At 68.6% G+C, this 24251-nt stretch carries 25 protein-coding genes; 13 read left to right on the top strand and 12 right to left on the bottom strand.

What is annotated here, in order from left to right:
• Positions 1-36: 36 nt before the first annotated feature.
• Positions 37-1128 carry a hypothetical protein gene (locus CTB96_RS19360; RefSeq protein WP_110128380.1) on the top strand — a complete coding sequence of 364 codons (1092 nt, stop codon included), beginning with the start codon at positions 37-39 and terminating at the stop codon, positions 1126-1128.
• A 77-nt stretch (positions 1129-1205) separates the two neighbouring features.
• The gene (locus CTB96_RS19355) at positions 1206-2177 is read left to right on the top strand and encodes a hypothetical protein (RefSeq protein ID WP_146215867.1); all 972 of its coding nucleotides are present in this window, start codon (positions 1206-1208) and stop codon (positions 2175-2177) included.
• A gap of 17 nt (positions 2178-2194) precedes the next feature.
• Here the strand turns inward: CTB96_RS19355 and CTB96_RS19350 are convergent, their stop codons facing one another.
• Positions 2195-2836 carry a TetR/AcrR family transcriptional regulator gene (locus CTB96_RS19350; RefSeq protein WP_110128378.1) on the bottom strand — a complete coding sequence of 214 codons (642 nt, stop codon included), beginning with the start codon at positions 2834-2836 and terminating at the stop codon, positions 2195-2197.
• 87 nt (positions 2837-2923) lie between these two features.
• Between CTB96_RS19350 and CTB96_RS19345 the strand changes: the two genes are divergently transcribed.
• Genes CTB96_RS19345 through CTB96_RS19330 form a run of 4 tightly spaced genes read left to right on the top strand, consistent with a single transcriptional unit; the run spans position 2924 to position 5827 of the window.
• Positions 2924-3919, top strand: a complete 996-nt coding sequence (locus CTB96_RS19345; RefSeq protein ID WP_110128377.1) for an ATP-binding cassette domain-containing protein — start codon at positions 2924-2926, stop codon at positions 3917-3919.
• Positions 3916-4758 (top strand): ABC transporter permease, encoded by an 843-nt coding sequence (locus CTB96_RS19340; RefSeq protein WP_110128376.1) that lies wholly within the window; start codon positions 3916-3918, stop codon positions 4756-4758. The genes CTB96_RS19345 and CTB96_RS19340 overlap by 4 nt, the downstream gene beginning before the upstream one ends.
• 49 nt (positions 4759-4807) lie before the next feature.
• A complete protein-coding gene (locus tag CTB96_RS19335) occupies positions 4808-5191 on the top strand; it encodes a VOC family protein (protein ID WP_110128375.1) in 384 nt (127 codons plus the stop codon).
• 6 nt (positions 5192-5197) lie between these two features.
• Entirely contained in the window at positions 5198-5827 is a 630-nt protein-coding gene (locus CTB96_RS19330; protein ID WP_110128374.1) for a GyrI-like domain-containing protein, read from the top strand.
• A gap of 87 nt (positions 5828-5914) precedes the next feature.
• On the opposite strand, the gene CTB96_RS19325 is transcribed toward CTB96_RS19330, so the two are convergent.
• Positions 5915-6706 (bottom strand): LysR family substrate-binding domain-containing protein, encoded by a 792-nt coding sequence (locus tag CTB96_RS19325; protein WP_219993292.1) that lies wholly within the window; start codon positions 6704-6706, stop codon positions 5915-5917.
• A gap of 140 nt (positions 6707-6846) precedes the next feature.
• On the opposite strand from CTB96_RS19325, the gene CTB96_RS19320 reads away from it, so the two are divergent.
• Entirely contained in the window at positions 6847-7287 is a 441-nt protein-coding gene (locus tag CTB96_RS19320) for a DUF5997 family protein (RefSeq protein ID WP_110128372.1), read from the top strand.
• A 102-nt stretch (positions 7288-7389) separates the two neighbouring features.
• On the opposite strand, the gene CTB96_RS19315 is transcribed toward CTB96_RS19320, so the two are convergent.
• On the bottom strand, positions 7390-8049 hold the full coding sequence (locus CTB96_RS19315) for an alpha/beta hydrolase (RefSeq protein WP_110128371.1): 660 nt from the start codon (positions 8047-8049) through the stop codon (positions 7390-7392).
• 190 nt (positions 8050-8239) lie between these two features.
• Here CTB96_RS19315 and CTB96_RS19310 point away from each other — a divergent pair, with 190 nt between their 5' ends.
• Positions 8240-8827 (top strand): NUDIX hydrolase family protein, encoded by a 588-nt coding sequence (locus CTB96_RS19310; protein ID WP_110128370.1) that lies wholly within the window; start codon positions 8240-8242, stop codon positions 8825-8827.
• A 66-nt stretch (positions 8828-8893) separates the two neighbouring features.
• Here CTB96_RS19310 and CTB96_RS19305 read toward each other — a convergent pair whose 3' ends face one another.
• The 5 genes from CTB96_RS19305 to CTB96_RS19285 form a co-directional block, all read right to left on the bottom strand.
• Positions 8894-9862 carry a nucleoside hydrolase gene (locus CTB96_RS19305; protein ID WP_110128369.1) on the bottom strand — a complete coding sequence of 323 codons (969 nt, stop codon included), beginning with the start codon at positions 9860-9862 and terminating at the stop codon, positions 8894-8896.
• Between the two features lie 44 nt (positions 9863-9906).
• Positions 9907-10404, bottom strand: coding sequence for a GNAT family N-acetyltransferase (locus CTB96_RS19300; RefSeq protein WP_110128368.1), 498 nt, complete (start codon positions 10402-10404; stop codon positions 9907-9909).
• A gap of 248 nt (positions 10405-10652) precedes the next feature.
• On the bottom strand, positions 10653-12191 hold the full coding sequence (locus tag CTB96_RS19295) for a DEAD/DEAH box helicase (RefSeq protein ID WP_110128367.1): 1539 nt from the start codon (positions 12189-12191) through the stop codon (positions 10653-10655).
• A gap of 309 nt (positions 12192-12500) precedes the next feature.
• Positions 12501-13136: a DUF1684 domain-containing protein gene (locus CTB96_RS19290; protein WP_110128366.1), complete on the bottom strand. Its 636-nt coding sequence runs from the start codon at positions 13134-13136 to the stop codon at positions 12501-12503.
• A gap of 3 nt (positions 13137-13139) precedes the next feature.
• On the bottom strand, positions 13140-13691 hold the full coding sequence (locus CTB96_RS19285; protein ID WP_181397346.1) for a hypothetical protein: 552 nt from the start codon (positions 13689-13691) through the stop codon (positions 13140-13142).
• 42 nt (positions 13692-13733) lie between these two features.
• Between CTB96_RS19285 and CTB96_RS19280 the strand changes: the two genes are divergently transcribed.
• The 4 genes from CTB96_RS19280 to CTB96_RS19265 all read left to right on the top strand — a co-directional run bounded on the left by CTB96_RS19280 (position 13734) and on the right by CTB96_RS19265 (position 16731).
• Positions 13734-14180, top strand: coding sequence for an EVE domain-containing protein (locus CTB96_RS19280; RefSeq protein WP_248283461.1), 447 nt, complete (start codon positions 13734-13736; stop codon positions 14178-14180).
• Between the two features lie 108 nt (positions 14181-14288).
• A complete protein-coding gene (locus CTB96_RS19275) occupies positions 14289-15554 on the top strand; it encodes a hypothetical protein (RefSeq protein ID WP_110128365.1) in 1266 nt (421 codons plus the stop codon).
• Between the two features lie 132 nt (positions 15555-15686).
• On the top strand, positions 15687-16250 hold the full coding sequence (locus CTB96_RS19270; RefSeq protein WP_110128364.1) for a hypothetical protein: 564 nt from the start codon (positions 15687-15689) through the stop codon (positions 16248-16250).
• Positions 16251-16428: 178 nt separating this feature from the next.
• Positions 16429-16731 carry a DUF427 domain-containing protein gene (locus CTB96_RS19265; protein WP_110128363.1) on the top strand — a complete coding sequence of 101 codons (303 nt, stop codon included), beginning with the start codon at positions 16429-16431 and terminating at the stop codon, positions 16729-16731.
• 172 nt (positions 16732-16903) lie between these two features.
• On the opposite strand, the gene CTB96_RS19260 is transcribed toward CTB96_RS19265, so the two are convergent.
• From CTB96_RS19260 to CTB96_RS19245, 4 genes are all read right to left on the bottom strand, one after another.
• Positions 16904-17395: a SprT-like domain-containing protein gene (locus CTB96_RS19260; RefSeq protein WP_110128362.1), complete on the bottom strand. Its 492-nt coding sequence runs from the start codon at positions 17393-17395 to the stop codon at positions 16904-16906.
• Complete coding sequence (locus tag CTB96_RS19255) at positions 17395-18594, bottom strand: PQQ-dependent sugar dehydrogenase (protein WP_248283460.1); 1200 nt, start codon at positions 18592-18594, stop codon at positions 17395-17397. Before CTB96_RS19255 ends, CTB96_RS19260 begins: the two co-directional genes overlap by 1 nt.
• 71 nt (positions 18595-18665) lie before the next feature.
• Positions 18666-19445, bottom strand: a complete 780-nt coding sequence (locus tag CTB96_RS20880; protein WP_248283459.1) for a hypothetical protein — start codon at positions 19443-19445, stop codon at positions 18666-18668.
• Positions 19387-20256, bottom strand: coding sequence for a spermidine synthase (locus tag CTB96_RS19245; RefSeq protein ID WP_110128360.1), 870 nt, complete (start codon positions 20254-20256; stop codon positions 19387-19389). Before CTB96_RS19245 ends, CTB96_RS20880 begins: the two co-directional genes overlap by 59 nt.
• Before the next feature lie 500 nt (positions 20257-20756).
• On the opposite strand from CTB96_RS19245, the gene rpoB reads away from it, so the two are divergent.
• Entirely contained in the window at positions 20757-24248 is a 3492-nt protein-coding gene (gene rpoB, locus CTB96_RS19240) for a DNA-directed RNA polymerase subunit beta (protein ID WP_066597748.1), read from the top strand.
• Positions 24249-24251 lie beyond the last annotated feature (3 nt).

The raw sequence follows: 24251 nt of genomic DNA, 5'->3' as shown, positions 1-24251 counted from the left end.
GCGATCACGATACCGCCGTCGCCGGGTGCCCGGCCAGTGCTCGCACCCACCGCCGGAACGAGGCGATCGTGGCAGGATGTCACCCCGACGAGCGGAATCCAGGTGGCACAGGCGCCGAACGACAACGATCCGTCCGAGCAAGCCCGGAATGACCCGGGCTTTCTCCGAGCGGTGGCGGCGGCTCATCACGGCCGCTGGGCGGTGGCGGATGCGCTCTGGTGGCTAGAGCATCCCGATCTTGATGCACCCGGCGGCGCCCCGTCGCCCGCGATTCGTCTGCGCGCCCTGCAACGCCGGTTGTTCGCCGAAGACGGTGACGCGGCCGGCAATGCGGCCGTTGCGGTGGAGCTTCGCCGGCTGGAAGAGGAGATCCGTGGGGAGACAACGGCCATCGCCGAGGCCGTGCGGGTTGCCAGCGACCTCCGCGAGCGCTTGGCCGCACCCTCGCTGGAGGTGCGCCCGGCGACCGAGGATGCTCACCAGGCGGCGCCGGCCGAGCCCGAAGGACCGCGTGACCGGGTGCCCGCTGCCAGGCCAGCGCCCGCTCGTGCGCGGCGAGGCTGGCTGGTGGGTCTGAGCGTGGCGTTGGCGCTCGTGGTCGGCGTCGCGGCGGGCAGCCTGCTGAGCGCCGGCAGCCTGCCCGGCGCCGCGGAACCGACTCCGGCGCCGACGACAGAGCCGCCGCAGATGTCCTCCGCCGGGGCGGTGCCGGCGACCACACAGCCGTTGTTGGCCGCGCAGGTCTTCGGCCGGCCGCAGACGTCCATCGATCGGCCCCTGACGCCGCTGCCGGAAGTCTTCGATCCGGCCACCTTCCGGTACCTCGGGTCGGCCGGGTTCACCGACGCCGACGGCAACGGGGTTACCGACTCGCCCTACTACGCGGTGCGGGGCGCCGACCGGATGATCTGCCTGGTGGCCGTGCCGGAGGGCAGCGGCTATCTGGCGACCTGCGCGCACGACGCCGAGTACCCGTCGGCGGGATTGCGGCTGTCCTGGCAGAGCACCGACATCCTGCCGGCGGCGGACGATGGCACCGTGCCGATGGTGCTCGACATCACTGTCGCCTGGCTACGGGATTCCAGTATTGAGACGCGCGGATCGGGGCGCCAGACCAATACCCCATAACGTGTGCCAGGATGTCGCCAACAATGATGGGGGTTTCATTGGTGGAGAACACGCAGGATGACCCATATGAACGGGCGTTGACCGATCCCGGGTTCCTCGAGAGCGTGCGCGCCCAGCACCGCGGGCACTGGGACGTCCTGGATGCTCTCTGGTGGTCGTCGCACCCGAATGACGCGGCCCCCAGCGGCAGGGCAGCGCCGCAGGCCGAGTTACGGGCACTGCAGCAACGCCGGTTCGAGGCGGATGCCGGCGACGCCAGCAACCCGGCCCGTGCCCAGGACCTCCGTCAGCTGGAGGCCGACATCGCCCGCGAGCGAACGGCCATCGACGCCGCCGTCGTCTCGGCCTACATCGGTGCCGGCCGGGCGCTCGCCGGAGGGCACGGGCCGGCACGGCAACCCGAGCCGCCGGCCGCAGCGGACGCGCTGCCCCGGCCCGCCCCACCGGCCCAGCCCGCCCCGCCGACCGAACCGGGGCCACCCGCCGAACCGGGGCTATTCGCTTCACGCGGGCGGGCCTGGCGTCGGGGAGCGTTCGCCGCCGCCGCCGTGCTGGTCGGCATCGTCATCGGCGGTCAACTGGCCGAGGCGGTGACCCCGTTGAGAACCGCGGACCCGCCGGCCCCCAGCCCGGCCGAGCCGCTGAACGCGAGCACAGTGCCCGCCCTGGGGGTCTTCGACCGCACCCAGGTCGTCACCGACACCCCGGGCATCCCGCTGCCGTCGTCCTTCGACCGGTCATCGGTGCGCAAGCTGGCCAGCGTGATGTGGGATCCGTCCGGACCGAGGCCGGAATCCCCGTACTACGTGGCCCGGGCTGGGACAGACGACATCTGCCTGCTGCTGATGGTGGACGACGGGCACTATCTGTCGACCTGCGTGGGCGTCGACGAGTTCGCCACCGCCGGCGTGCGGCTCTACTGGACGAGTGACCTCAGCTTCTACGCCGACGGGCAGACGCCGGCGCTGGGTGCGTCCAACTTGTACATCGACTGGTCGCCGAACGGCGACTACGAAGTGGGCACGGCCGCCTCGGACATCGCCTCCTGACCGCGCTAGAGGTACTGCTAGAGGCCCTGCTCCACCATGTCGACCACCCGGGTGATCAGATCCTGCTTCACCGAGTCCGGCAGCGCCCGCAGTGGCCCGTCGATGAACAACTCGGCCAGCCCGTGCACCGCCGACCAGGCCAGGAACTCGGTGGCGGGCCGGCGCTCGGCCGGCAGTAACCCCACGGCGACGAGGTCGTCGAGGGCCAGGGTGAGCAGCTGGAACGGCGTGAAACCGCTGTCGCCGGCCCGGGCCGCACTGGTGGCGCTCTCCATGTCGGATGACGCCGAGAACGCCGTCTGGAACTGGCCGGGTTCCTCGAGCGCGAATCTCAGGTAACCGGTGCCGACGGCGCGGAATCGCAGCCGGGCTGACTCGATTGAGTCAGTGGGCGGCACCGTGGCCTGATCGGCCTCGATGGCCCTGGCCACGAGCGCCTGGCAGTGCGAGCACACGGCGTCGAGCAGCGCCTGACGGTCCGCGAAGTGCCGGTAGGCGGCGTTGGGGGAGACCCCGACCCGGCGGGTCGCCTCCCGCAGCACCACGGCGTTCGGCCCGCCCTCCTGGGCGAGGGTGACGCCGGCCCCGATCAGGGCCCGGCGCAGGTCGCCATGCCGGTACGAAGTTCGCCCCGGAGAATTCCCGATACCCGTTGTCACCGCGCATCCGTTTCGTTACGATTAAAGCTCATTATGTGTACAACGTACACATTCGATCATAGCCACCGATTCTGGCAGGGGCACGGCATGACGATAATCGAAGCCTCCGGGCTGACCAAAATGTACAAATCCAAAAGCGGGCCGGTGCACGCGCTGGCCGGGCTCGACCTGCAGGTGCCACGCGGCACGGTCAAGGCGATCCTCGGCCCGAACGGCGCCGGCAAGACCACAGTGGTCAAGATCCTCACCACGCTCATCAAGCCCGACGCCGGCACGGCCATCGTCGACGGCATCAACGTGCTCGACGACCCGAAGGCCGTGCGCCGCATCATCGGGGTGTCCGGGCAATACGCGGCGGTCGACGAGAACCTCACCGGATTTGAGAACCTCGAGATGGTCGGGCGGCTCTATCACCTGGGCGGCGCCGCCTCAAGACGGCGGGCGCAGGAACTCATCGACCTGTTCGAACTGACCGCAGCGGGCAACCGGCCGGTGAAGGGGTTCTCCGGCGGCATGCGGCGACGCATCGACCTGGCCGGCGCCCTGGTGTTCAATCCCAAGATCCTCTTCCTCGACGAACCGACCACGGGCCTCGACCCGCGCAGCCGGATGGCGTTGTGGGGCGTGATCAACCGGCTGGTCGAGAGTGGCACCACGGTGCTGCTCACCACCCAGTACCTCGAGGAGGCCGACCAGCTGGCCGACAGCATCGCCGTGATCGACGACGGCAAGGTGATCGCCGAGGGCACCTCGGACGAACTGAAGGCGCAGGTCGGCGGTCACCGGGTGGTGGTCGCCCTCGTCGACGCCGCTGACAGCGACGCCGCGTTCCAAGTGCTCGCCCGCTACGGCGCCGGGGATCCGCAGGTCTCCAACGACCGACGCGGACTCGACGTGGCCGTCACCGACGGCCCGCCCGCCCTGCAGCATGTGCTCGCCGACCTGAGAAGCGCCGGCGTCGAGTTGCACGATGCCGGGATGCGCCGCCCGACCCTCGATGACGTGTTCCTCAAGCTCACCGGGCACAAGGCCGACAAAGCCGCAGACGAGAACGAAGACGACAAGTTGGAGAAGGTGAAATGACCACGACTGCCGAACGGCCGCTTCTCGCTCCGCCGAACTGGAACCCACTGTCGCTCTGGCTCTCCGACGGCTGGACGACCACCAAGCGCAACCTCATCAAGATCAAGCGCACCCCCGACATGCTGGTCTTCGCCGTCATCCAGCCGATCATGTTCGTGCTGCTGTTCAGCCAGGTGTACGCGGGAGCCATCGCTGTGCAGGGCACCGATTACGTTCAGTTCCTGATGGCCGGCATCTTCGCCCAGACTGTGGTGTTCGGCTCCACCTTCTCGGGCTCGGCCATGGCCCAAGACCTCAAGGACGGCATCATCGACAGGTTCCGCAGCCTGCCGATGAGCTCATCCGCCGTGCTCGTGGGCCGCACCAACGGCGACCTGGTACTGAACACCATCTCGATGATCATCATGATGGCCACCGGGTTCCTGGTGGGCTGGCGGGTGAACTCGTCGATGGGCGAATTCTTCGCCGGTCTCGCGTTGCTGCTGCTGTTCAGTTACGCCTTCAGCTGGGTGATGGCGCTGCTGGGCATGAGCGTGCGCTCGCCGGAGGTGATCAACAATGCGTCGTTCATCATCCTGTTCCCGATCACCTTCATCTCCAACGCGTTCGTGCCGATCGAAACACTGCCGGGGCCGCTGAAGACCTTCGCGGAGTACAACCCGGTGTCGGCTCTGGTGCAGGCGGCCAGGGAACTGTTCGGCAACGAGGGCAGCGCCCCGGTGCCGGATGTCTGGACGCTGCAGAACCCGGTGCTGACCGTGTTGATCGGAGTGGTCGTGCTGCTCGTAGTGTTCGTGCCACTATGCATCCGTAAGTTCGCGTCGATCAGCTCGCGCTGACCGGGGCGGTCCGTCCCTAGAATTCAATCAATTCCCGAAGGAGCCGATGATGCCGACGATCGACCTGGAGTACCTGAACGGATTCAGCGGATTTGCGGTGCCAGACATCGACGCTGCCCGCACCTTCTACGGCGAGGTCCTGGGCCTCGAGGTCAGCGACGGCGGCATGGGCCTGCTGCGCATGGTCCTGCCCGGCGGTGCCGAGGTGATCGTCTACCCCAAGCCCGACCACGCACCGGCGGGCTTCACCGTCCTCAACCTTGTCGTCGCCGACATCGAACAGGCAGTGGATGTGCTCGCCGAGCGCGGCGTGGAGTTCTTGAGGTACGACGGGTTCGAGCAGGATCAGCGGGGCATCGCCACCGGCGGCGGTCCGCGGATCGCCTGGTTCACCGACCCGGCCGGCAACATCCTCTCGGTGCTGCAGGACTGAGCCGGGGTGACCGCCGGGGATGCGCTCTATGACGTGAAGCGCGCGCTGCGCGCCCTCTACGCCCCGACGAACCGGGACTGGGCGGAGGTTTCGGTGCCGCCGCAGCGGTTTCTGGCCGTGGACGGCAGCGGGGATCCGAATTCGGCGCCGGCCTACACCGAAGCCATCGAGGCGCTCTACGCGGTGGCGTACACGCTGAAGTTCACCAGCAAGCGTGCCGGCCGGGACAGCGTGGTGGGCCCGTTGGAGGGGCTCTGGTACGCCGACGACATGGCCGTGTTCACGGCGCGCGACAAGGCCGCGTGGAGCTGGACCATGCTGATCAGCCTGCCCGGCTGGGTGAGTGACGGGCAGGTGGAGGAGGCCGTCGCCGCGGCGCGCCTGAAGAAGAAGTCGTTGCCGGGCCTCGACCGGGTGCGCATCGAGTCGCTCGACGAGGGCCTCTGCATGCAGCTGCTGCACGTGGGCTCCTACGACGACGAAGCCCCGGCGCTGGCGCGGCTGCACGGCGAGGTGCTACCGGCAGCGGGCCTGCGCGAGCGGGGCAGGCACCACGAGGTCTACCTCAGCGACCCGCGCCGGGTGGCGCCGGAGAAACTCAAGACCGTGGTGCGGCAGCCGGTCGAGCACAGGTAAATCGCCCCGAGTTGCCCGCCTGCGGACGAGCTGCCCGGGTAGGGCGGGGCAAATCGTCCGTACCGGGGCAGCTCGGTGCAGGTGGTGTCAGCGGCCGCCGCGGCGCTTGCCGGCGTTGGGGCTGGGGGTGTTGCGGGTGCGGCCGGCGCTCTGCGCTTTCCGCGGTGCGGGCGGCTTCGCGGCGGCCGCGGCGGCGCGCACAGCCTTCGCGGCCGCCTTCGCCTTCGCGGTCTTTTTCTCCTTCTTCACCGGCTCGTCACCGGGAAGCGCGGCATTGGTGCGGGAGCTGTCGCGGGTGCGACCGCGCACGATGCCGATGAACTCTTCCACGTCTTCGGTGGTGTCCACGGTGCGCCAGGCCAGCGCGATACGGCTCTCCGCGGTGTCCTCGATCGGGCGGGAGACGATGTCCTTGCGGCTGTACAGCCGGGCGACGGAGTGCGGCACGATGACGATGCCCACGCCGCCGGCGACCTGTTCCATGATCTCGTCCCAGTCGCGCATCGCCGGCAGCGCCCGACGGCTGCCGTCGCGGATCTCCACGGCCACGTCGCGCCACTCCGGCACGTCGTCGGGGTCCTGCAGCAGGTGCTCGTCGACGAGGTCGGCCACGACGACGCTGTCGGCGTCGGCCACGAAGTGGTCCTTGGCCACGACCACAACGGGAATCTCGTTGTAGAGCGCGATCAGGCTCAGGCCCTCTTCGTTGATCGGCAGACGCACCAGGCTCACGTCGGCGCGATTGTCCCGCAGCACGGCTTCCTGGTCTTCTGGTGTGGTGCGGAACACCTCGAGCGGCACGTCAGGGCGGCGGGACTCCCAGATGCGCGTCCATTTGGTGGGGGTGACCCCGGCGACGAAGGCAATGGAAAAGGTCACCGGCATCCTCTCGTTGTGCGTGTGTCAGTGTGTGGTGAAGGCCGCGCGGCTGCGTGCAAGGTGCGTGCGTCGGGCCGTTTCGGCGGCGTCAGGGCGCACGGCACCGAAACCATAGTGCTCTCAGGCTATACGCTGGAAGTATGAGCGAGAAGAAGACCCAGACCATGAAGCCGGCCACGGCTGCCCAGAAGCTCGGGATTCTGCTCGAAGCAGCACCCGAGGAGTTCCAGTCCAGCCCGGTGTCGCGCACCGAGTTGGCCGCCCTGGACGCGAACCCGCCGGAGTGGCTCGTCGAGCTGCGCGCCAACGGACCGCACCCCAAGCAGGTCGTTGCCGCCAAGCTCGGCGTCTCGATCTCCGGGCTGGTGCGCGGCGCCGTCACCGAACCCCTCACCTCCGCCGAGATCCAGGCGCTGCTGCAGCAGCCGCCGGCGTGGCTCGTCACCGAGCGGGCCACCCAGTTCGAGGTGCGCGAGGAGCAGATCCGCGTGAAGGACCGCGACGCCGAGAAGGCCCGCAAGAAGGCGCACATCGAGCGTCAGATCGCCCAGAACGAAGAGGCCGGCCGCAAGCTGCTCTAGACCGTTCGGTTTTCGCCGAGTTGCCCCGCCCCGGACCAGTTGCTCCGTTGGGACGGGGCAATTCGTCCGTTAACGGGCAAGTCGGCACCGGATGCGCCGGGCTCAGGCCGTCGGCGCCGGATACTGCTCGCGCAGGAACGTGACGATCTCGGCCAGCTCGGCCTGCGAGATCGAGTGTCCCATCCCCTCGTAGATGCGCTCGGTGAGGGTGGAGTGCTCCGGCAGCCACTCCTGGGTGCGGGCGACCGCGGCCTCGGGGATCACCGGGTCGAGGGTGCCCCGGCCCCAGAACACCGGCGGCTTCAGCTCGCCCAGGCGTTCGTCACCGGGATGCGTCGCGCTGGCGATGAATCCCGACAGTTGCACCGCGAAGGCGAATCGCTCCGGCGCGTGCCGCATCAACTGCAGGGTCATCGCCCCGCCTTGGGAGAAGCCGAGCAGCCCGATCGACGTCGGCTGCTCCGGCAGGGCATCCAGCCAGGCCAGGATTCCGAGCGCGGCGGCGTCGAGGGCGTCACCCACCGGGTCGCCGGGCACATCGATGGGGAACCAGGACCAGCCCTGACCGGCCGGCAGCGGGGCGCGCAGGGCCGCGATGGTCGGCTGCAACGGCAGGTGCGGAGCGAGCGAGAACAGGTCGCCCTCGTGCGAGCCATAGCCGTGCAGGATCAGCAGCAGCGGGCGGTCCACCCGATCGTGGGCGGCGGCCGACCAGAGTACGGCGGCCGGGTCGATCGGTTCGGGGCTGATGCGCTGGTCCATCGGTGACGGTCCTCCTGGTGTCGGTACTGCGTCAATCCTTCCACTCCGCCACCGCCCCCGGTTCGCGAGCCGTGACCTAAGCACCAAAAATGCGCCCGGGACGGTGCTTGCCTCACAGCTCGCGGGCGGCCGGCGGCGGACTCGCGGCCGCCGGTGCTGCATCCGTCGCCCACGTGGGACAGAATGAACTATGACCGTGCGCACCCCTGACCCCGATCCGGACTGGACTCCTGGCGGAGATGACGCGCCGCCGCCCAACACGAATCCGGGCTGGCTGACCGATGTCGAGCTCGCCGAGATTCGCCAGCGCCTGCCGCTGCTCTACGTCGAAGCCGTGCCGGTGCGGGTCGACGGCCTCGGCCAGGTCGTCGAGGTGGGTGTGCTGCTGCGCGCCACGCCAGAGGGCAAGATGACCCGCACGCTGGTCTCCGGCCGGGTGCTCTACGGCGAGACCCTGCGCGATGCGCTGTTCCGGCACCTCGAGAAAGACCTCGGCCCGATGGCGTTCCCGCAGCTGCCGCCGAGCCCGGTGCCGTACTCGGTCGCCGAGTATTTCCCGATGCCGGGCATCACCGCCTTCACGGATGACCGCCAGCACGCCGTCTCGCTCGCCTACGTCGTGCCCGTCACCGGCACCTGCGACCCCCGCCAGGATGCCCTCGAGCTCACCTGGATGACCCCGGAGGAAGCCGCCACCGACGCCGTCTCGGCCGAGATGGAAGGCGGCCGTGGCGGCCTGCTGCGCATGGCTCTGGCCTCGGTCGGCGCCCTGCGCTGACCCGCCCTCTCGGGCCGCGAGCTGTGAGCTAAGCCCCACCGCGCGCGCGTTTTGGGTGCTTTTCTCTCAGCTCGCGGACTGGGAGAGGCCCAGGGTGTCGAGGAAGAGCCGCGCGTAGCGGGGTGCGTCCACGTCGAGGGCGACCTCCACGATCTCCCAGCTGCCCGCGCTGCCGTGCAGGGTGTCCTCGCCCATGCCCCGGCGACGGTCCACGATGGTCTGGCCGCGGCCATAGCCGGTGAGCTCCACCCGCACCGGCAGCAGCCGGGTGGTCAGGGCGTCCGGATCCACCAACGCGCAGAGTGCCCCGGCGTCACCGATCAGTCCGGTGTACTCGGCCACGCTGTTCTCGCCGCGGGCCACCCGGTTGGCCAGCAGTGCGCCCACCACCCGGCCGTGCGCCGAGTCGCCGGTTTCGAGCGCGGCGGCCACCTCACGGTCCACGCTCACCTGGGTGAAGACATCCAGGCCGTACATGAAGGTGGGGATGCCGGCGTCCAGCACGATTGCCGCGGCCTCGGGGTCGTGCCAGACATTGAACTCGGCCACCGCGGTGGCGTTGCCGGTGCCGGCGGAGCCGCCCATGAAGACGATGCGTTCGATGTTCTCGGCCAGGTCGGGGTACTGGCGCAGCAGCAGCGCGAGGTTGGTCTGCGGCGCCAGGGCCACCAGGGTGACCGGGCGCGGGCTGTCGGTGATGAGCTGACGCATCAGTTCAACGGCGTTGACGTGCGCGGGCACGCGCTCGCCCGGCGGCAGGTGCACGGTGCCCAGACCGCCCTCGCCGTGCACGTGCGACGCGCTGCGGGCCGGGGAGATCAGCGGCCGGCGGGCGCCTGCGGCCACGGGGATGTCGGGGGCGCCGGCCACGTCGAGGATGCGGAGGGTGTTCTCCACCACCCGTTCGAGCGAGGCGTTGCCGGCGACGCAGCTGACGCCGAGCACCTCGATGTCGGGGTGGGCGATCGCGAACAGGAGAGCGAGGGCGTCATCAACGCCGGTGTCGACGTCGAGGATGACGGGAATCGTGGGCATCCATCGAGCTTATTCGCCCGACGGATGCCCCGAGTCCTGCGACTCTACTGCTCGCGCACCAGCCGCACCTCGTGCACGGGTTCGCCGAGGATCTCCTCGTTCTTCTCCACCCCGTCGGGCAGGTAGCCGTTGCGGGTGTAGAAGCGGTGCGCGCGGGGGTTGTCGGCGGCGACCCAGAGGTAGGTGGGGCCAGGGTCGACCACAGCGTCGAAGAGCTGCTGGCCGATGCCGGTGCCGTGGAAGGCGTCGAGCAGGTAGATGAAGTACAGCTGGTGCGGGGTGGGCTTGCCCTCGTCGCGGCCGGGGCCGCTGCCGGCGAAGCCGACGATCTCACCGTCGACCTCGGCCACCACCTGGCGAAAATCGGGGCCCTGCACGGTGAACCGGCGCCACATCGCGGCGAAGCGTTCCGGGTGTAGCTGGGCGAGCGCGGCCTTGCTCAGCAGGTGGTCATAGGTCTCGTGCCAGCAGGCCGCGTGGACGCGGCCGAGGCTATCGGCATCCGTATCGATGACGGGCCGAACAACAGCGGTGGTGTTCATGCTTCGAGCCTAAACCTGCCCGCCGACCCCGCCTGACCACCCGCCCGCCCCGGGCCACAGGCGCTGGGAATCGTCACCAATTCGGGATGCGCGGGCACGGCGCCGATTCGCTCGTGGCGCGCCACCCGCGAACCGGCGCCCACCCCGCGGAACGCTGTCGGTGGGTGCAACACAGAACGGGCCGGCTCCGTGAGGAGCCGGCCCGTTCGGGTCATGCGGTGATGCGAAGAGCGGATGCTCCGGGCCGGTTAGCCCTGCGCGCGACGCGGCGACGAGCGACGAGCGCCGCCACCGGTGGAGCCGGAGCCGCGAACCAGGCCGCCGACCTGCAGGCCGCCGGAGCGACCGGAGCCGCCGTTGCCCGAGCCACCCGTGCGGGGAGCGTGGCTGCGACCGGAGGACGCGGGACGCTCGGCGCGGTCGTGACGGGCGCCGCCACCGGCAACGGCATCGCCGCTGCGGCCGCCGCGGCCACCGGAGTCGCGCGAACCGCGGCCGCCGTTGTCACGGTCGTCACGGTTGACGCGCTTGCGCTGGGCGTTGGCGCCCTGCGAGCGGCCGCCCTGGGACTGGCCGTGCGGCTGCTCGACGCGGGGAACCGGCTTCACGTACGCGGCGACATCACCGGTGAGGGCGATGACGGCGGGCGAGTTGGCGGTCACGCGCTGCGGGGTCACCGAGATGGCGGCCTTGCGCAGCAGCTGGTCGGTGTCGCGCTTCTGCGCGGGCAGCACGATGGTGACGACGTCACCGGCGCTGCCGGCGCGGGCGGTGCGGCCCGAGCGGTGCAGGTAGGCCTTGTGCTCTGCGGGCGGGTCCACGTGGATGACGAGTTCGATGTCATCGACGTGCACGCCACGGGCGGCCACGTCGGTGGCGACAAGCACCTTCACGTCGCCGGCGCTGAACGCGGCGAGGTTGCGGTCACGGGCCACCTGGGACAGGTTGCCGTGCAGGTCGACGGACGGGATGCCCGCGTCGGTGAGCGCCTTGGCCAGCTTCTTGGCGTGGTGCTTGGTGCGCATGAAGAGGATGCGGCGACCGGTGCCCGAAGCGAGCTTCTCGATGAGCTCCTTCTTCGACTCGGCGGTTTCGACCTCGAACACGTGGTGGGTCATGGCGGAGACATGGCTGGTGGCCTCGTCAACCGAGTGCAGAACCTCGTTGTGCAGGAACCGGCGCACGATCTTGTCCACGCCGTTGTCGAGCGTGGCGGAGAACAGCATCCGCTGGCCGCTGGAGGGGGTCTTGTCGAGGATGCGCGTGACGACGGGCAGGAAGCCCAGGTCGGCCATGTGGTCGGCCTCGTCGAGCACGGTGATCTCAACGGAGTCGAGGTTGACGAAGCCCTGCTTCATGAGGTCCTCGAGGCGGCCGGGGCAGGCCACGACGATGTCGACGCCGGCCTTGAGTGCGGCGACCTGACGGTTCTGTGAGACGCCACCGAAGATGGTGGTGGTGTTCAGGTTGTAGGCCTCGGCGAACGGGGTGAGCGCGTTGGTGATCTGGGTGGCCAGTTCACGGGTCGGCGCGAGGATCAGGCCCAACGGGCGACCCGGGCGGCGCTTACCGCCGGCGAGCTTGCCGCCGAGGCGCGCGGCCATCGGGATGGAGAACGCGAGGGTCTTGCCGGAGCCGGTCTTGCCTCGGCCGAGAACGTCGCGGCCCTTGAGGGTGTCGGGCAGGGTGTCGACCTGGATCGGGAACGGGCTGTCGATGCCCTGCTGGGTGAGCACGGCGACGAGGGGAGCGGGCACGCCAAGCGCGCCAAAGGAAGTTTCAGACAAAGTGGTGCCTTTCGGGCATCAGTCTCCTCGCTCGAACCGGTGTCGCGAGAGCGACGGCCGGAGCCAGGAGGATTCACATGGCGAAGGTGCCGATGGGCACATCCGTTCGCCGTAAGAAAGTTTCATTCGGAAATCGAGTGGGCTGTCAGGTCGTACGAGTCTTACTCGTACAGTGTGCGGCCATCGATAAGAAGAGGGCGTTCTACGACGCAGTGAGCGCAACTACGAACTCACAAGTAGGTCTACTCTAGCGGATGCTGTCAAGCAGCTCGCCGAGTGCCGGTTCAAACTTGGGTCTGATCGGGCTCTTTAGTCCCTGGGGGTGTAGAGCTCGCCTACGGGCACTGCGGTCTGGATGATGTTGCCGGCCTGCGGCAGCGGGCATGCCCACATCGGGTCGTACGCGCACGACGGGTTGTAGGCGAAGTTGAAGTCGAGGATCAGGCTGTCGTCGCCGACGCCGGGGCCCAGGTCTGCGCCCTTGACGGTGTCGAGCAGGTAGCGGCCGCCACCGTAGGTGCCGCCGGGCTTGCCGGCCAGGGCGTCCTTGATCGGCAGGAACAGGCCGCCGGCATAACTGGCGAGCCGCCAGACGTCGAGCGAGCCGATGTACGGCAGCCGTACCGAGCCGATCAGGTCGAACGGCACCGTGCCGTCGGTACCGGTCTCCACCTGGATGCGGTGCGGCTCGGGGGTGCGGTGCACCTCCACCTCGAAGCGCCAGTCAGGGTCGTACGCGGCGATGGTGAGCCCGGTGAACGCGGCCCGGTCATCCGGCAGCAGGGGAGAGGCAGAGTGGCCGGCGAAGAGTTCGTCGCGCCCGGAGCGCCACAGTTCGTGGCCGGCGGCGGGGTTGCGCACACTGAGTTGACGCACGCCGCCGTAGAGCCCGAACACACGTCGGCGCCAGTCGGCGATCTGCAGGGCTCCGATGCTTGTGCTCATGCTTCAGGCTATCCCGTTGTCTCCCTCAGGCCCTTCGGCCGCGCCAGCCGCGACGAACGCGGGGTCGTCGGCGCCCAGGTCGTAGCGCCAGTTGGGGGCGAGGGCCTTGAGTCGCAGCATCCGGAGTTGCCAGAATGCCCACAGGCCCGGCCACACGGCCAGGGTCGCCGGGCCGGCCGAGAAGACCAGCTGATCGCGGTAGAGGGTCTTGCCGGTGCCGGCCGGGTCGGGGGCGATGGCCATGCTGTGGTCCCAGTGGGTAATGGTGTTCATCAGGCCGGAGACCCCGTTGCCGGTGTCGCGCACGATGCGCACGCCGCTCCGAGTGGTGTGCATTTTCAGCCGGATCATCTGTTCGCCCAGCGGCACCACGCCCAGCCCGCTCATCGCGACAGGATGCTCACCCGGTTCCCAGCGGGTGGGGAACCCGCCGGCTTCGAGTGACCGCACGCCCATCAGCGGGCCGCTCACCTCGCGGAACACGGTGGGGCTGGCCAGTGCCCGCCAGGCGGCATCCGGGGTGCAGTCGAGAATCTCTTTGAGGAGTACGCGCATGCCCCCAGTCTGGATGGGGGAGGCATGCACTACAACTAGAGCGTGGCGATTCGGTATTGGCTTGGCGTGGTGCAGCAGGAGTATGTGCTCCGCAGCGTCTCTATGGGCCTCGCCCAGATGAACCACTCCTCCCGCGAGATTCTCGAGCGCATGAACGAATCCGACGGGCTGGTCTACTACTCGCCCAAGACCGAGTTCGAGGGCGATCGCCTGCGCCAGTTCACCGCGATCGGCTTCGTCAGTGACAATGCGGTGGTGCAGGTGGGGGTCTCCGGCAGCGAGTATCGGCCGTGGCGGCGGCGGGTCGACTACGACCCGGATGCCGAGCCGGCGTCGATCCGGCCGCTGCTCAAGGTGCTCGACCTCACCCGCAACGACCCCAACTGGGGTCTGCAGCTGCGCCGCGGCCTGCTGGAGATCAGCCGGCACGACTTCGAGCTCATCCGCGCGCAGATGCGCCGCCCCACCGCGGACGACCGCCGCCGCTGACCCCGCCGCTGCACGAGCTTGTCGAGACCCCGCGAGCCGATCTCGAAACGCCGCCGGACCGGCCTGCCCACCGGGGGTTTCACCAGCTTCGCTCAATAAGATGTCGGCATGACAGATGCTCTGTGGTGGCTCCCGTCCGTCATCGTTCTCGCCGTTGTTGTGGGCGTGATCAGCCTGCTCGTGTCGGCGTCCCGGCGCCGCAGCCGCGGCATCCGTGCCGCCCAGAATGCCGAGATCACCGAGCGTGCGCGCACCGCGGCGATCAGCCTGGTGCGGGCGGATGACCTGATCGAGGCTGCCACCGACGAGCTCGGCTTCGCCATCGCCCAGTTCGGTGAGCGGGCCACGGCCGATTTCGCCGGCGCGCTCGAGGTGTCCAAGCGGCAGCTGCGGGAGGCGTTCGCGCTCAAGCAGAAGCTCGATGACGGCGTGCCAGACACCGACACGCAGGTTCGGCAGTGGACGGAGCAGATCACCCGCTTGGCCGATGAAGCCACCGCCCGGCTGAACGCGCAGACCCGCGAGTTCGACAGCAAGCGCGTGGTGGAGCAGAACGCCCCGATCCAGCTCGACCAGCTGCGCCGCCGCCTCGACCGGGCCACCGACCGCCTCGCCGGCGGGGCCGCCACCCTCGACCGGCTCGCCACCAGCTACTCCGCCGAGGCGCTCGCCGCCATCAGCGGCAACGTCGACCGGGCGCGGGCCTCGATCGACGACGGCCGGCGCGCTGCCGATGCCGCCGCCGCCCGCCTGTCTGCCGGCGCCACGGAGCCCGTCGGTGACCAGGTCGGCGCCGCCGAGCGCGCCCTGTTCACCGCCACGACCCTGCTCGACGCGATCGAGACCGGCGAAGACCAGCTGCACGTGGGTTTCGCCAGCCTGGGCACAGCGCTGGCCGCCGCCGAGACCGAGCTCGCCGAAGCCCGCGCGCTACGCGACCGGCACGAGGAGTCCGACGCCAGCGCCGTCCTCAACCGGGTGATCGCCGTCGCCGACGCCGTCGTGGCCGACCTGCGCCGCCCGGGCCGAGTGAGCGACCCGTCGGCCGACCTCGCCCGGTTGCGTGAGGCCCTCGACGGCCTCGACGTCACCCGCTCTGAGGCGCGCAACCGCCAGCTGCGCCGCGACAACGCCCGCGAGGCCTACGTGGGCGCCCACCTGGCCGCCCGCAGCCAGATCGGCATCACCCGCGACTTCATCACCGCCAACCGTGGCCGCGTCGGCGCCGACGCCCGCACCCGACTGGCCGAAGCCGAACGCCAGCTCATCCTCGCCGAGGCCGAGGCCGACCCGGTTTCCGCCCTCGACGCCGCCCGCCGGGCGATGACCCACGCCACGGACGCCGACGCTCTGGCGCACTACGACACCCACTGAGCCGGATGAATCCGCCGAGTTGCCCACCTGCGGACGAGCTGCCCCGGTGTGCGGGGGCACCTCGTCCGTGGCGGGGCAATTCGGCGGCGGCGGCCGTCGCCGGGAAAGTACAGTGCCCGGTAATCTGAACGGGTGAGCGACGTGCAGCCCCAGATCAAGTACCAGGTCCGATTCGACTGGGGGCTCGCCGGCTTCCAGGCCCTCGCCGCCGATGCCGATGTGATCGTGCTCGCCGATGCCCTTCCCGCGGTGGATGCCGCTCTCGGCCTGCCCACGCCGCTCTCGGCTCACACGGTCATCACGGCCGACCTCGCCGGCAGTGCCCTCGTGGCCGACTGGGCACTCGCCCGGCAGACCGAGAAGGGCGACAGGTTCTCGGTGGCGGTCATCGCGGTGGGGGAGCGTCGCGCCGACGGAACCATCCGCTTCGCCATGGAGGACCAGCTGGCGGCCGGCGCCGTGATCGACGCGCTCGCCGAACGCGGCATCGACCACTGCTCACCAGAGGCCGCCGCCGCAGCCGCCAGCTTCGTGGGCCTCAAGCGCGCGGTGAAGCACCTGGTCAAGGCGTCGGAGACCGGACAGGCCCTCGCCGCCACTGACCGGGCGACCGCCGTAGCCGCCGCTCTCGCCCCGGCACCGGATGCCTCCACTCCCGAGGTGGCGGTCGTCTCCGAGTTCGTCTTCCCCGCCTGAAGCCGACCCGGCGTGCCCGGCGTGCGATGAGCGGCCCGTTTCGACTAGTGCTGGGGTTGGGCGAATTGGGCAACCCATAGTGGTGGTCGCGGGAATGCGGTCGGCCAGGTGCGCGTTGCACCCGGGCATGCGCCTGCCTTGCCTGCGCTGACCCGCACCATCCGATGAAGGAGCCAGCATGAAGGCAGTTCTCAACGGCACGACCGTGGCCGAAGCACCCCTAGAAGACCTGATCAAGATCGAGGGCAACTGGTACTTCCCGCCGTCGAGCATCGCCGAGGGGTTCCTCACCCCGACCGACACGCCGTACACCTGCTCGTGGAAGGGCGAAGCTCAGTACTTCACCGTGAGCGACGGCACCTCGAGCGTCACCGACGGCGCGTTCAGCTACCCCGCGCCCACGCCGAGCTCCTTCGACCGGGTCGGCCAGGACTACAGCGGCTACGTCGCCTTCTGGAAGGACCTCCAGGTCATCGAGTAGCCGCCTCGAGAACAGGCGGACTCGCGCCGCGCCGCACCAAGCCGCGCGCCCAACTGTTCCCCGTGCGGACTTCTGCGCCCGGTTCGGCCACAATTGTCCGCTCGGGCAACAGTTGCGCGCACGCACGAGCGCGTGTCGGACGGGCAAGCCCCGGCGTCCCGGCGTCCCGCCGTCAGCGCGCTTTGGCGGCGGCCTGGCGCCGGGCGGCCGGGGTGATCTCGCGCCGGGTCCAGGTGATCACGTGGGCGGCGGTGAAGCCGCGGCCGCACAGCCCGCAGGCCAGGGGACGAGTGGGCTGCCGGTACCGGTAGTGGGTGTGCCCGGCGGCGCAGGTGCCCACCCAGGGTGCGAGGTCGTCGGCGATCTCGCCGTCGTGGGTGCGCTTGCCGTCATAGCCGAGGCCGGCGGCCACACTGCGCCAGGCCGGGCCGTGCCCCGCCCTAGCGCCCGCCAGGGCGTGCGCCACCTCGTGCAGCAGGATCTGGTGGATCTCGTCGTCGCCGTACCGGGCGGCGAGGTACCGCGACACCGTGATGCGCTTGATGGTGAAGTTGCAGAGGCCGGCACGCTTCTTCGCGTTGTCGAAGTCGAATGTCCAGCTGGGGTCGAGGTGCAGGGTGATGAGCGCGTCCGCCCAGCGCCGCACCCGCATGAGGTCGGCCATCAGGACCCCACCTGCACCTGGTAGAGGCGGTCGTCGCCGGGGGCGGGGTTGCCACGGCCATCCGTATTGTTCGTCACGAACCACAGTGTGCCACCGGGGCCCGACAGCACATCGCGCAGTCGGCCGTAGCTGTTGGTAAACCACTCGTCGACCGTGCCTGTGGAGGGATCGACGCGCCAGAGCCGCTCGCCGCGCAGGCTGGCCAGGAACAGGGTGTCGTTCACGATCGCCAGTCCGCTCGGGCTGGCGTCGTCGGTGGACCACTGCTGCACCGGGTTGATGAAGCCCTCGGTGTCGCCGATGCCTTCCACCTCGGGCCAGCCATAGTTGCCGCCCGCGGTGATCTGGTTGAGCTCGTCCCAGGTGTTCTGGCCGAACTCGCTCGCCCACAGCCGGCCGGTGGAATCCCAGGCGATGCCCTGCGGATTGCGGTGACCGTAGGAATACACCAGGGTGCCGAACGGGTTGTCGGCCGGCACGTCGCCGGTGGGTGTTATCCGCAGAATCTTGCCGCCCAGCGAGCCGAGGTCCTGCGCGTTGGCGGAGTTGCCCGCGTCGCCGGCCGTGGCGTAGAGCAGGCCGTCGGGTCCAAAGGCGATCCGCCCGCCGTTGTGGTTGCCGGCCGCGGGAATGCCGCTGAGCACCGGCTCGGCCGCGCCCAGGCCGAGACTGCCCGCGCTGCCGGTGAGCGGCATCCGCACAATGCGGTTCTCGGATGCGGCGGTGAAATACGCGTAGACCCAGCCGGCATCGGCCTCGGCTGCCGTGGGATCCGCGGGAACAGCCGTCGCCGTCTCGAAGGTGCCCTCGGCGTTCGCCGGCAGGAAGGCCAACCCGAGCAGCCCGCCTTCACCGTTCGGAACGACGTCGGCGACGGTCCCGGCGTCGCGCAGGCTGCCATCCGGCAGTAGCTCCCGCACGAGAGCGGTGTCCCGTTCGCTGATCACGGTGGCGCCGCTCGGCAGCCGGAGCACTGACCAGGGCGCATCGAGCCCCTCAGCGATCACCACCGGGTCTCCCACCGGGCGCACCGGCACGGGCGGCGCTGGCGCAGCCGTGGGCGTCGCGGTCGCCGCCGGCGTGGGCTGCGCCGGGGTGCTCGTGCTGGCGCTGGGCCGGGGAGCGCCGGCCGAGCAGGCGCAGAGCAGCGCGACCAGGCCCGCGGCAGCCCAGCCGCCCCACATCCGTTTGTGTTGCATAACTCCTGCAGAATGCCACGAAACGCTCGGAAATGACCACATTCGCAGCCGGCTGATGCCAGGGAGGCGGCTCAGCGGGTGGTGCGGCGCTCGCCGATGAAGGACTCCACCACGGCAACGGCGATCAGGGCGCTCTCCAGCTCGTCGGGCGAGGCCCCGGCCTTCTCCCGCAGGAACACCGCGGCGGTGAAGTCGGTCAGCGCGCCCTCGAGCTCGTCCTGCTCGAACTGCACCTTGCCGCGGGTCTCCCGCGCGAAGGCGGCGGTGAGGTTCCACTCGTGGGTCTCGGACTCGAGCACGCACTGGGTGAGCTCCGACGCGGCATCCTCGAGCTTGCCCTGAAACTGCATCACCTGGGCACGGCGGATGCGGCACAGCACGAAGTCCTGCCGGTCGCCGGTGAACCGGGCCTGGCGCAACGCCTGGTTGGCGATCTCGAACGCCTCGTCCAGGCGGTCGAGCAGTCGCAGCAGGGTGACCTTCTCGTTGAGGGCAGACAGGCTGCGCAGCAGGCCGAGGTCGGTGAGACGTTCGGCGGCGGCGGGGAGGTCGACTTTTTCCCGGAGGGTAACGGCGTCGTAGCCAGTGATGATGGTCAGGATGGTGTCCTTGACAGGGCGGCCGAGGGGTGCCGCGGGTGAGGTCGGGTTTCCCTTCCAGAGTAACCCGGCCGCGCGGCCCGGCCACCCGTCTGCGGGGGTGTGCCGCGACGTTGCCGCCCCGAACGCCGCCGTCCTCTCGCCCAGGTGCGGCTGGATGTTTCCGCCGCCCGGCGTGTTGCCGGGAGCCGGCCTAGTGGCCGATCTGGAAGACCGTGCGGCCGGGCAGCGGGGACGGCGTGGCCGTCGCATCCGTGGACACCGACGCGGCCGACATGAACTGGGCGAGCTCTGCGCCCTCGATCACCTTGGCCGGATGCGGGCCGCCGGCCAGGAGACGCGGCACCCAGTGCAGGTCGAGCGGCGCGTGTGACGCCACGAAGACGATGTTGCCGAACCGGCGCCCCTTGAGCACCTGCGTCTCGGCGAGTCCGAGAACGTTGCCGAATACCGCCGACAGCGTGGCCGCCTGGCCGCGGGCGAACGCGAGGCCCGGCCCATCCGCCACATTCACGGCCAGAACGCCCCGCGGAGACAGCAGCGGGGCGGCCAGCTCGTAGAACTCGCGGCTGGTCACGTGCGCCGGGGTGCGGGCGCCGGAGAAGATGTCGACCACCACGAGGTCCACCGAGCCGTGCAGCCCGGCGGGCAGCTTGCCGAGCACCTCGCGGGCGTCACCGTGCCGCACCCGCAGGTTCGCCCGCTTGTCCCAGGGCAGTTCGGCGCGCACGAAGTCGATCAGGTCGCTCTCGATCTCCACCACCTGCTGCCGGGATCCCGGCCGGGTCGCCTCCACATAGCGGGGGAGGGTGAGCGCGCCGGCGCCCAGGTGTACGGCCGTGATCGGCTCGCCCGGGTCGCCAATCAGGTCGATGACATGCCCGATGCGCTGGATGTATTCGAAGAACAACTCGTCTGGGTTGTCGATGTTTACGTGCGACTGCGGCGTGCCGTCGACCACCAGCTGGTAGCTGCCCGGCGTGAAGCGGTCAGGCTCGATCACGGCCTGGTGACCGCTCAGTTTCAGCGTGATCGTCGGATGTTCGTGCTCGCCCCTGCTCATTCCCCCAGTCTGACAGCCCGGTCACCCCGCCACATCTCGCGAGTGCGGTCCCATGGTCGCTTCCCGCTCCGGAGGCAGCCACACAACCGCTTTCGCGAGCGGAACCGTGCGCGCCACCGCAGCATCATCAACGCACCGCAACGACACGCTTGCGGCGTGAACGCAGCATCCGCCGGGATGGTGCAGAATGGAGCAACTCCCGCACTAGCGTCGTCGCTCCAGTCGGCCCCGCGAAACCGGGTTATACCTGAGAATTTGACGAAGGTCAACATTCCAGTAGACACGAGCGCGTCAACGGCATATAGTTGACCTTTGCGCTCCCAGATTTAACTCTGCCTTCATATTGCGGTCGGCTTTGCGTGCTCAAGCCACCTTGCAGCACATTTCTTCGCCGGATGTCCTCATATCTACGGATGGACATCCCAGCTGAAGGATCTGTGGAGTCCATACCAAATTACTAACAGTGATTAGACCTGACGGGGTCCACGGAGGTTACTTCCTTGGCTGCTGCGCGCAACGCAACCACCAATTCACCCAAGAACGGACGAGCCGCTGGCCGTCTTTCGTTCGCAAAGATCACCGACAACCTGACCGTTCCCGATCTGCTGGCTTTGCAGACCGAGAGCTTCGACTGGCTCGTCGGAAACGACATCTGGAAGGCTCGCGTCGCCGAGGCTCAGGCTGCCGGACGACAGGACCTGCCGACTCGCACCGGTCTCGACGAGATCTTCGAGGAGATCTCTCCGATCGAAGACCTCAGCGAAACGATGCAGCTGTCCTTCACCAACCCGGAGCTCGAGCCGGAGAAGTACACCATCGACGAGTGCAAGGAAAAGGGCAAGACCTATTCCGCACCGCTGTATGTGAACGCTGAGTTCATGAACCACCTCACCGGTGAGATCAAGACCCAGACCGTGTTCATGGGCGACTTCCCGCTGATGACCCCCAAGGGCACCTTCGTGATCAACGGCACCGAGCGTGTCGTCGTGTCGCAGCTGGTGCGTTCGCCCGGTGTGTACTTCAACCGCGAACAGGAGAAGACCTCCGATAAGGACATCTACTCCGCCCGTGTCATCCCGAGCCGTGGTGCCTGGCTCGAATTCGAGATCGACAAGCGCGACCAGGTCGGCGTTCGCATCGACCGCAAGCGCAAGCAGTCCGTCACGGTGTTCCTCAAGGCTCTCGGCCTCACCTCCGAAGAGATCCTCGAAGAATTCAAGGGCTTCGCGTCCATCGAGCTCACCCTTGAGAAGGACAACATCCTTACCAAGGAAGAAGCCCTCAAGGACATCTACCGCAAGCTGCGTCCGGGCGAACAGGTTGCTGCCGAGGCTGCGCGTGCGCTGCTCGACAACTTCTTCTTCAACTCCAAGCGCTACGACCTGGCCAAGGTTGGTCGTTACAAGATCAACCGCAAGCTGGGCCTCGAGGCTCCGCTGAGCGACTCCGTCCTCACGCTCCAGGACATCCTGGCCACGATCAAGTACCTGGTTGCGCTGCACGACAACCAGACCACGATCCGTGGAACGCGCGACGGTGTCGAGACCGACATCCGCATCGACATCGACGACATCGACCACTTCGGTAACCGTCGTATCCGCGCCGTCGGCGAGCTCATCCAGAACCAGGTGCGCACCGGCCTGTCCCGCATGGAGCGCGTCGTTCGCGAGCGCATGACCACGCAGGACATCGAAGCGATCACCCCGCAGACCCTGATCAACGTGCGCCCCGTCGTCGCCGCGATCAAGGAGTTCTTCGGTACGAGCCAGCTGTCGCAGTTCATGGACCAGAACAACCCGCTCGCCGGCCTGACGCACAAGCGTCGTCTGTCCGCGCTGGGCCCGGGTGGTCTGTCCCGTGACCGTGCCGGCGTCGAGGTGCGAGACGTTCACCCGTCCCACTACGGCCGCATGTGCCCGATTGAAACCCCGGAAGGCCCGAACATCGGGCTGATCGGTTCGCTCGCCTCCTTCGCGCGGATCAACGCCTTCGGTTTCATCGAGACCCCGTACCGTCGTGTCATCGACGGTGTCGTCTCCACGACGATCGACTACCTCACCGCAAGTGAGGAAGACGAGTACATCGTCGCGCAGGCCAACGCCCCGCTGACCAAGGCAGCCCGCTTCGCTGAGGGCCGCGTTCTGGCCCGTAAGAAGGGTGGAGAGGTCGACCTCTTCCCCGCAGAAGACATCGGCTACATGGATGTCTCGCCGCGCCAGATGGTGTCGGTCGCGACCTCGCTCATCCCCTTCCTCGAGCACGACGACGCTAACCGCGCACTCATGGGTGCCAACATGCAGCGTCAGGCTGTGCCGCTGCTGCTCAGCGACAGCCCGCTGGTCGGAACCGGTATGGAGGGCTTCGCGGCCATCGACGCCGGCGACGTGCTCACCGCACAGAAGTCCGGTGTGGTCATGGAGGTGTCGGCTGATGTCGTCACCATCCAGCTCGACGAGGGCGGAACGCAGGACTACTACCTGCGCAAGTTCAGCCGCTCCAACCAGGGCACCAGCTACAACCACCGCGTCATCGTCAACGCCGGCGACCGTATCGAGGCCGGCGAGGTCATCGCCGATGGTCCCGCTACCGACCAGGGCGAGCTCGCACTCGGAAAGAACCTCCTCGTGGCATTCATGTCATGGGAGGGTCACAACTTCGAGGACGCCATCATCCTGAGCCAGAACCTGGTGAAGGACGACGTTCTCTCCTCGATTCACATCGAAGAGTACGAAGTTGACGCGCGCGACACCAAGTTGGGCAAGGAAGAGATCACTCGCGACCTGCCGAACGTCTCCCCGGATCTGCTTGCAGACCTGGACGAGCGCGGCATCATCCGCATCGGTGCCGAGGTTCGCCCCGGCGACATCCTCGTGGGCAAGGTCACGCCGAAGGGCGAGACCGAGCTTTCCGCTGAGGAGCGCCTGCTGCGCGCGATCTTCAACGAGAAGAGCCGCGAAGTTCGCGACACCTCGCTGAAGGTTCCCCACGGTGAGCGTGGCACCATCATCGGTGTCAAGGTCTTCGACTCGCAGGATGGCGACGACGAGCTCGGCTCGGGCGTCAACCAGCGCGTTGTGGTCTTCATCGCCCAGAAGCGCAAGATCACCGAGGGTGACAAGCTCGCCGGTCGTCACGGCAACAAGGGTGTCATCTCCAAGATCCTGCCGGTCGAGGACATGCCGTTCCTCGCCGACGGAACCCCGGTCGACATCATCCTGAACCCGCTGGGCATCCCCGGTCGAATGAACTTCGGCCAGGTCCTGGAGACCCACCTCGGCTGGATCGCCAAGCAGGGCTGGCAGGTTGAGGGCAAGCCCAAGTGGGCCGGCCGTCTGCCCGAGGCCGCTCACAGCGCAGCCCCGAACACCAAGGTCGCGACCCCGGTATTCGACGGCGCGCTCGAGGAGGAAATCGCCGGTCTGCTCGACTCGACGACTCTGACTCGCGACGGCGACCGCCTCATCGACTCCACCGGAAAGACGCAGCTGTTCGATGGCCGCTCCGGCGAGCCGTACCCGATGCCAATCGCGGTCGGATACATGTACATCCTGAAGCTGCACCACCTTGTCGATGACAAGATCCACGCACGCTCGACGGGTCCGTACTCCATGATCACGCAGCAGCCGCTGGGTGGTAAGGCGCAGTTCGGTGGACAGCGTTTCGGTGAGATGGAGGTGTGGGCGCTCGAAGCATATGGAGCCGCTTACGCCCTGCAGGAACTCCTGACCATCAAGTCGGACGACATCCTCGGCCGCGTCAAGGTGTACGAAGCCATCGTCAAGGGCGAGAACATTCAGGAACCCGGTATCCCCGAGAGCTTCAAGGTTCTGATCAAGGAAATGCAGTCGCTGTGCCTGAACGTCGAGGTGCTCTCGGCCGATGGAACCGCAGTCAGCCTGCGCGACACGGATGACGAGGTCTTCCGCGCAGCGGAGGAGCTGGGCATCAACATTTCCACCCGGTTTGAGTCGTCGTCAATCGACGACATCTAAACC

This window comes from Cryobacterium arcticum (genome assembly GCF_003185895.1).
Classification (GTDB): Bacteria; Actinomycetota; Actinomycetes; order Actinomycetales; family Microbacteriaceae; genus Cryobacterium; species Cryobacterium arcticum.
The sequence above is the reverse complement of the archived record's forward strand: the minus strand, read 5'-3'. Positions and strand labels throughout refer to the sequence as shown.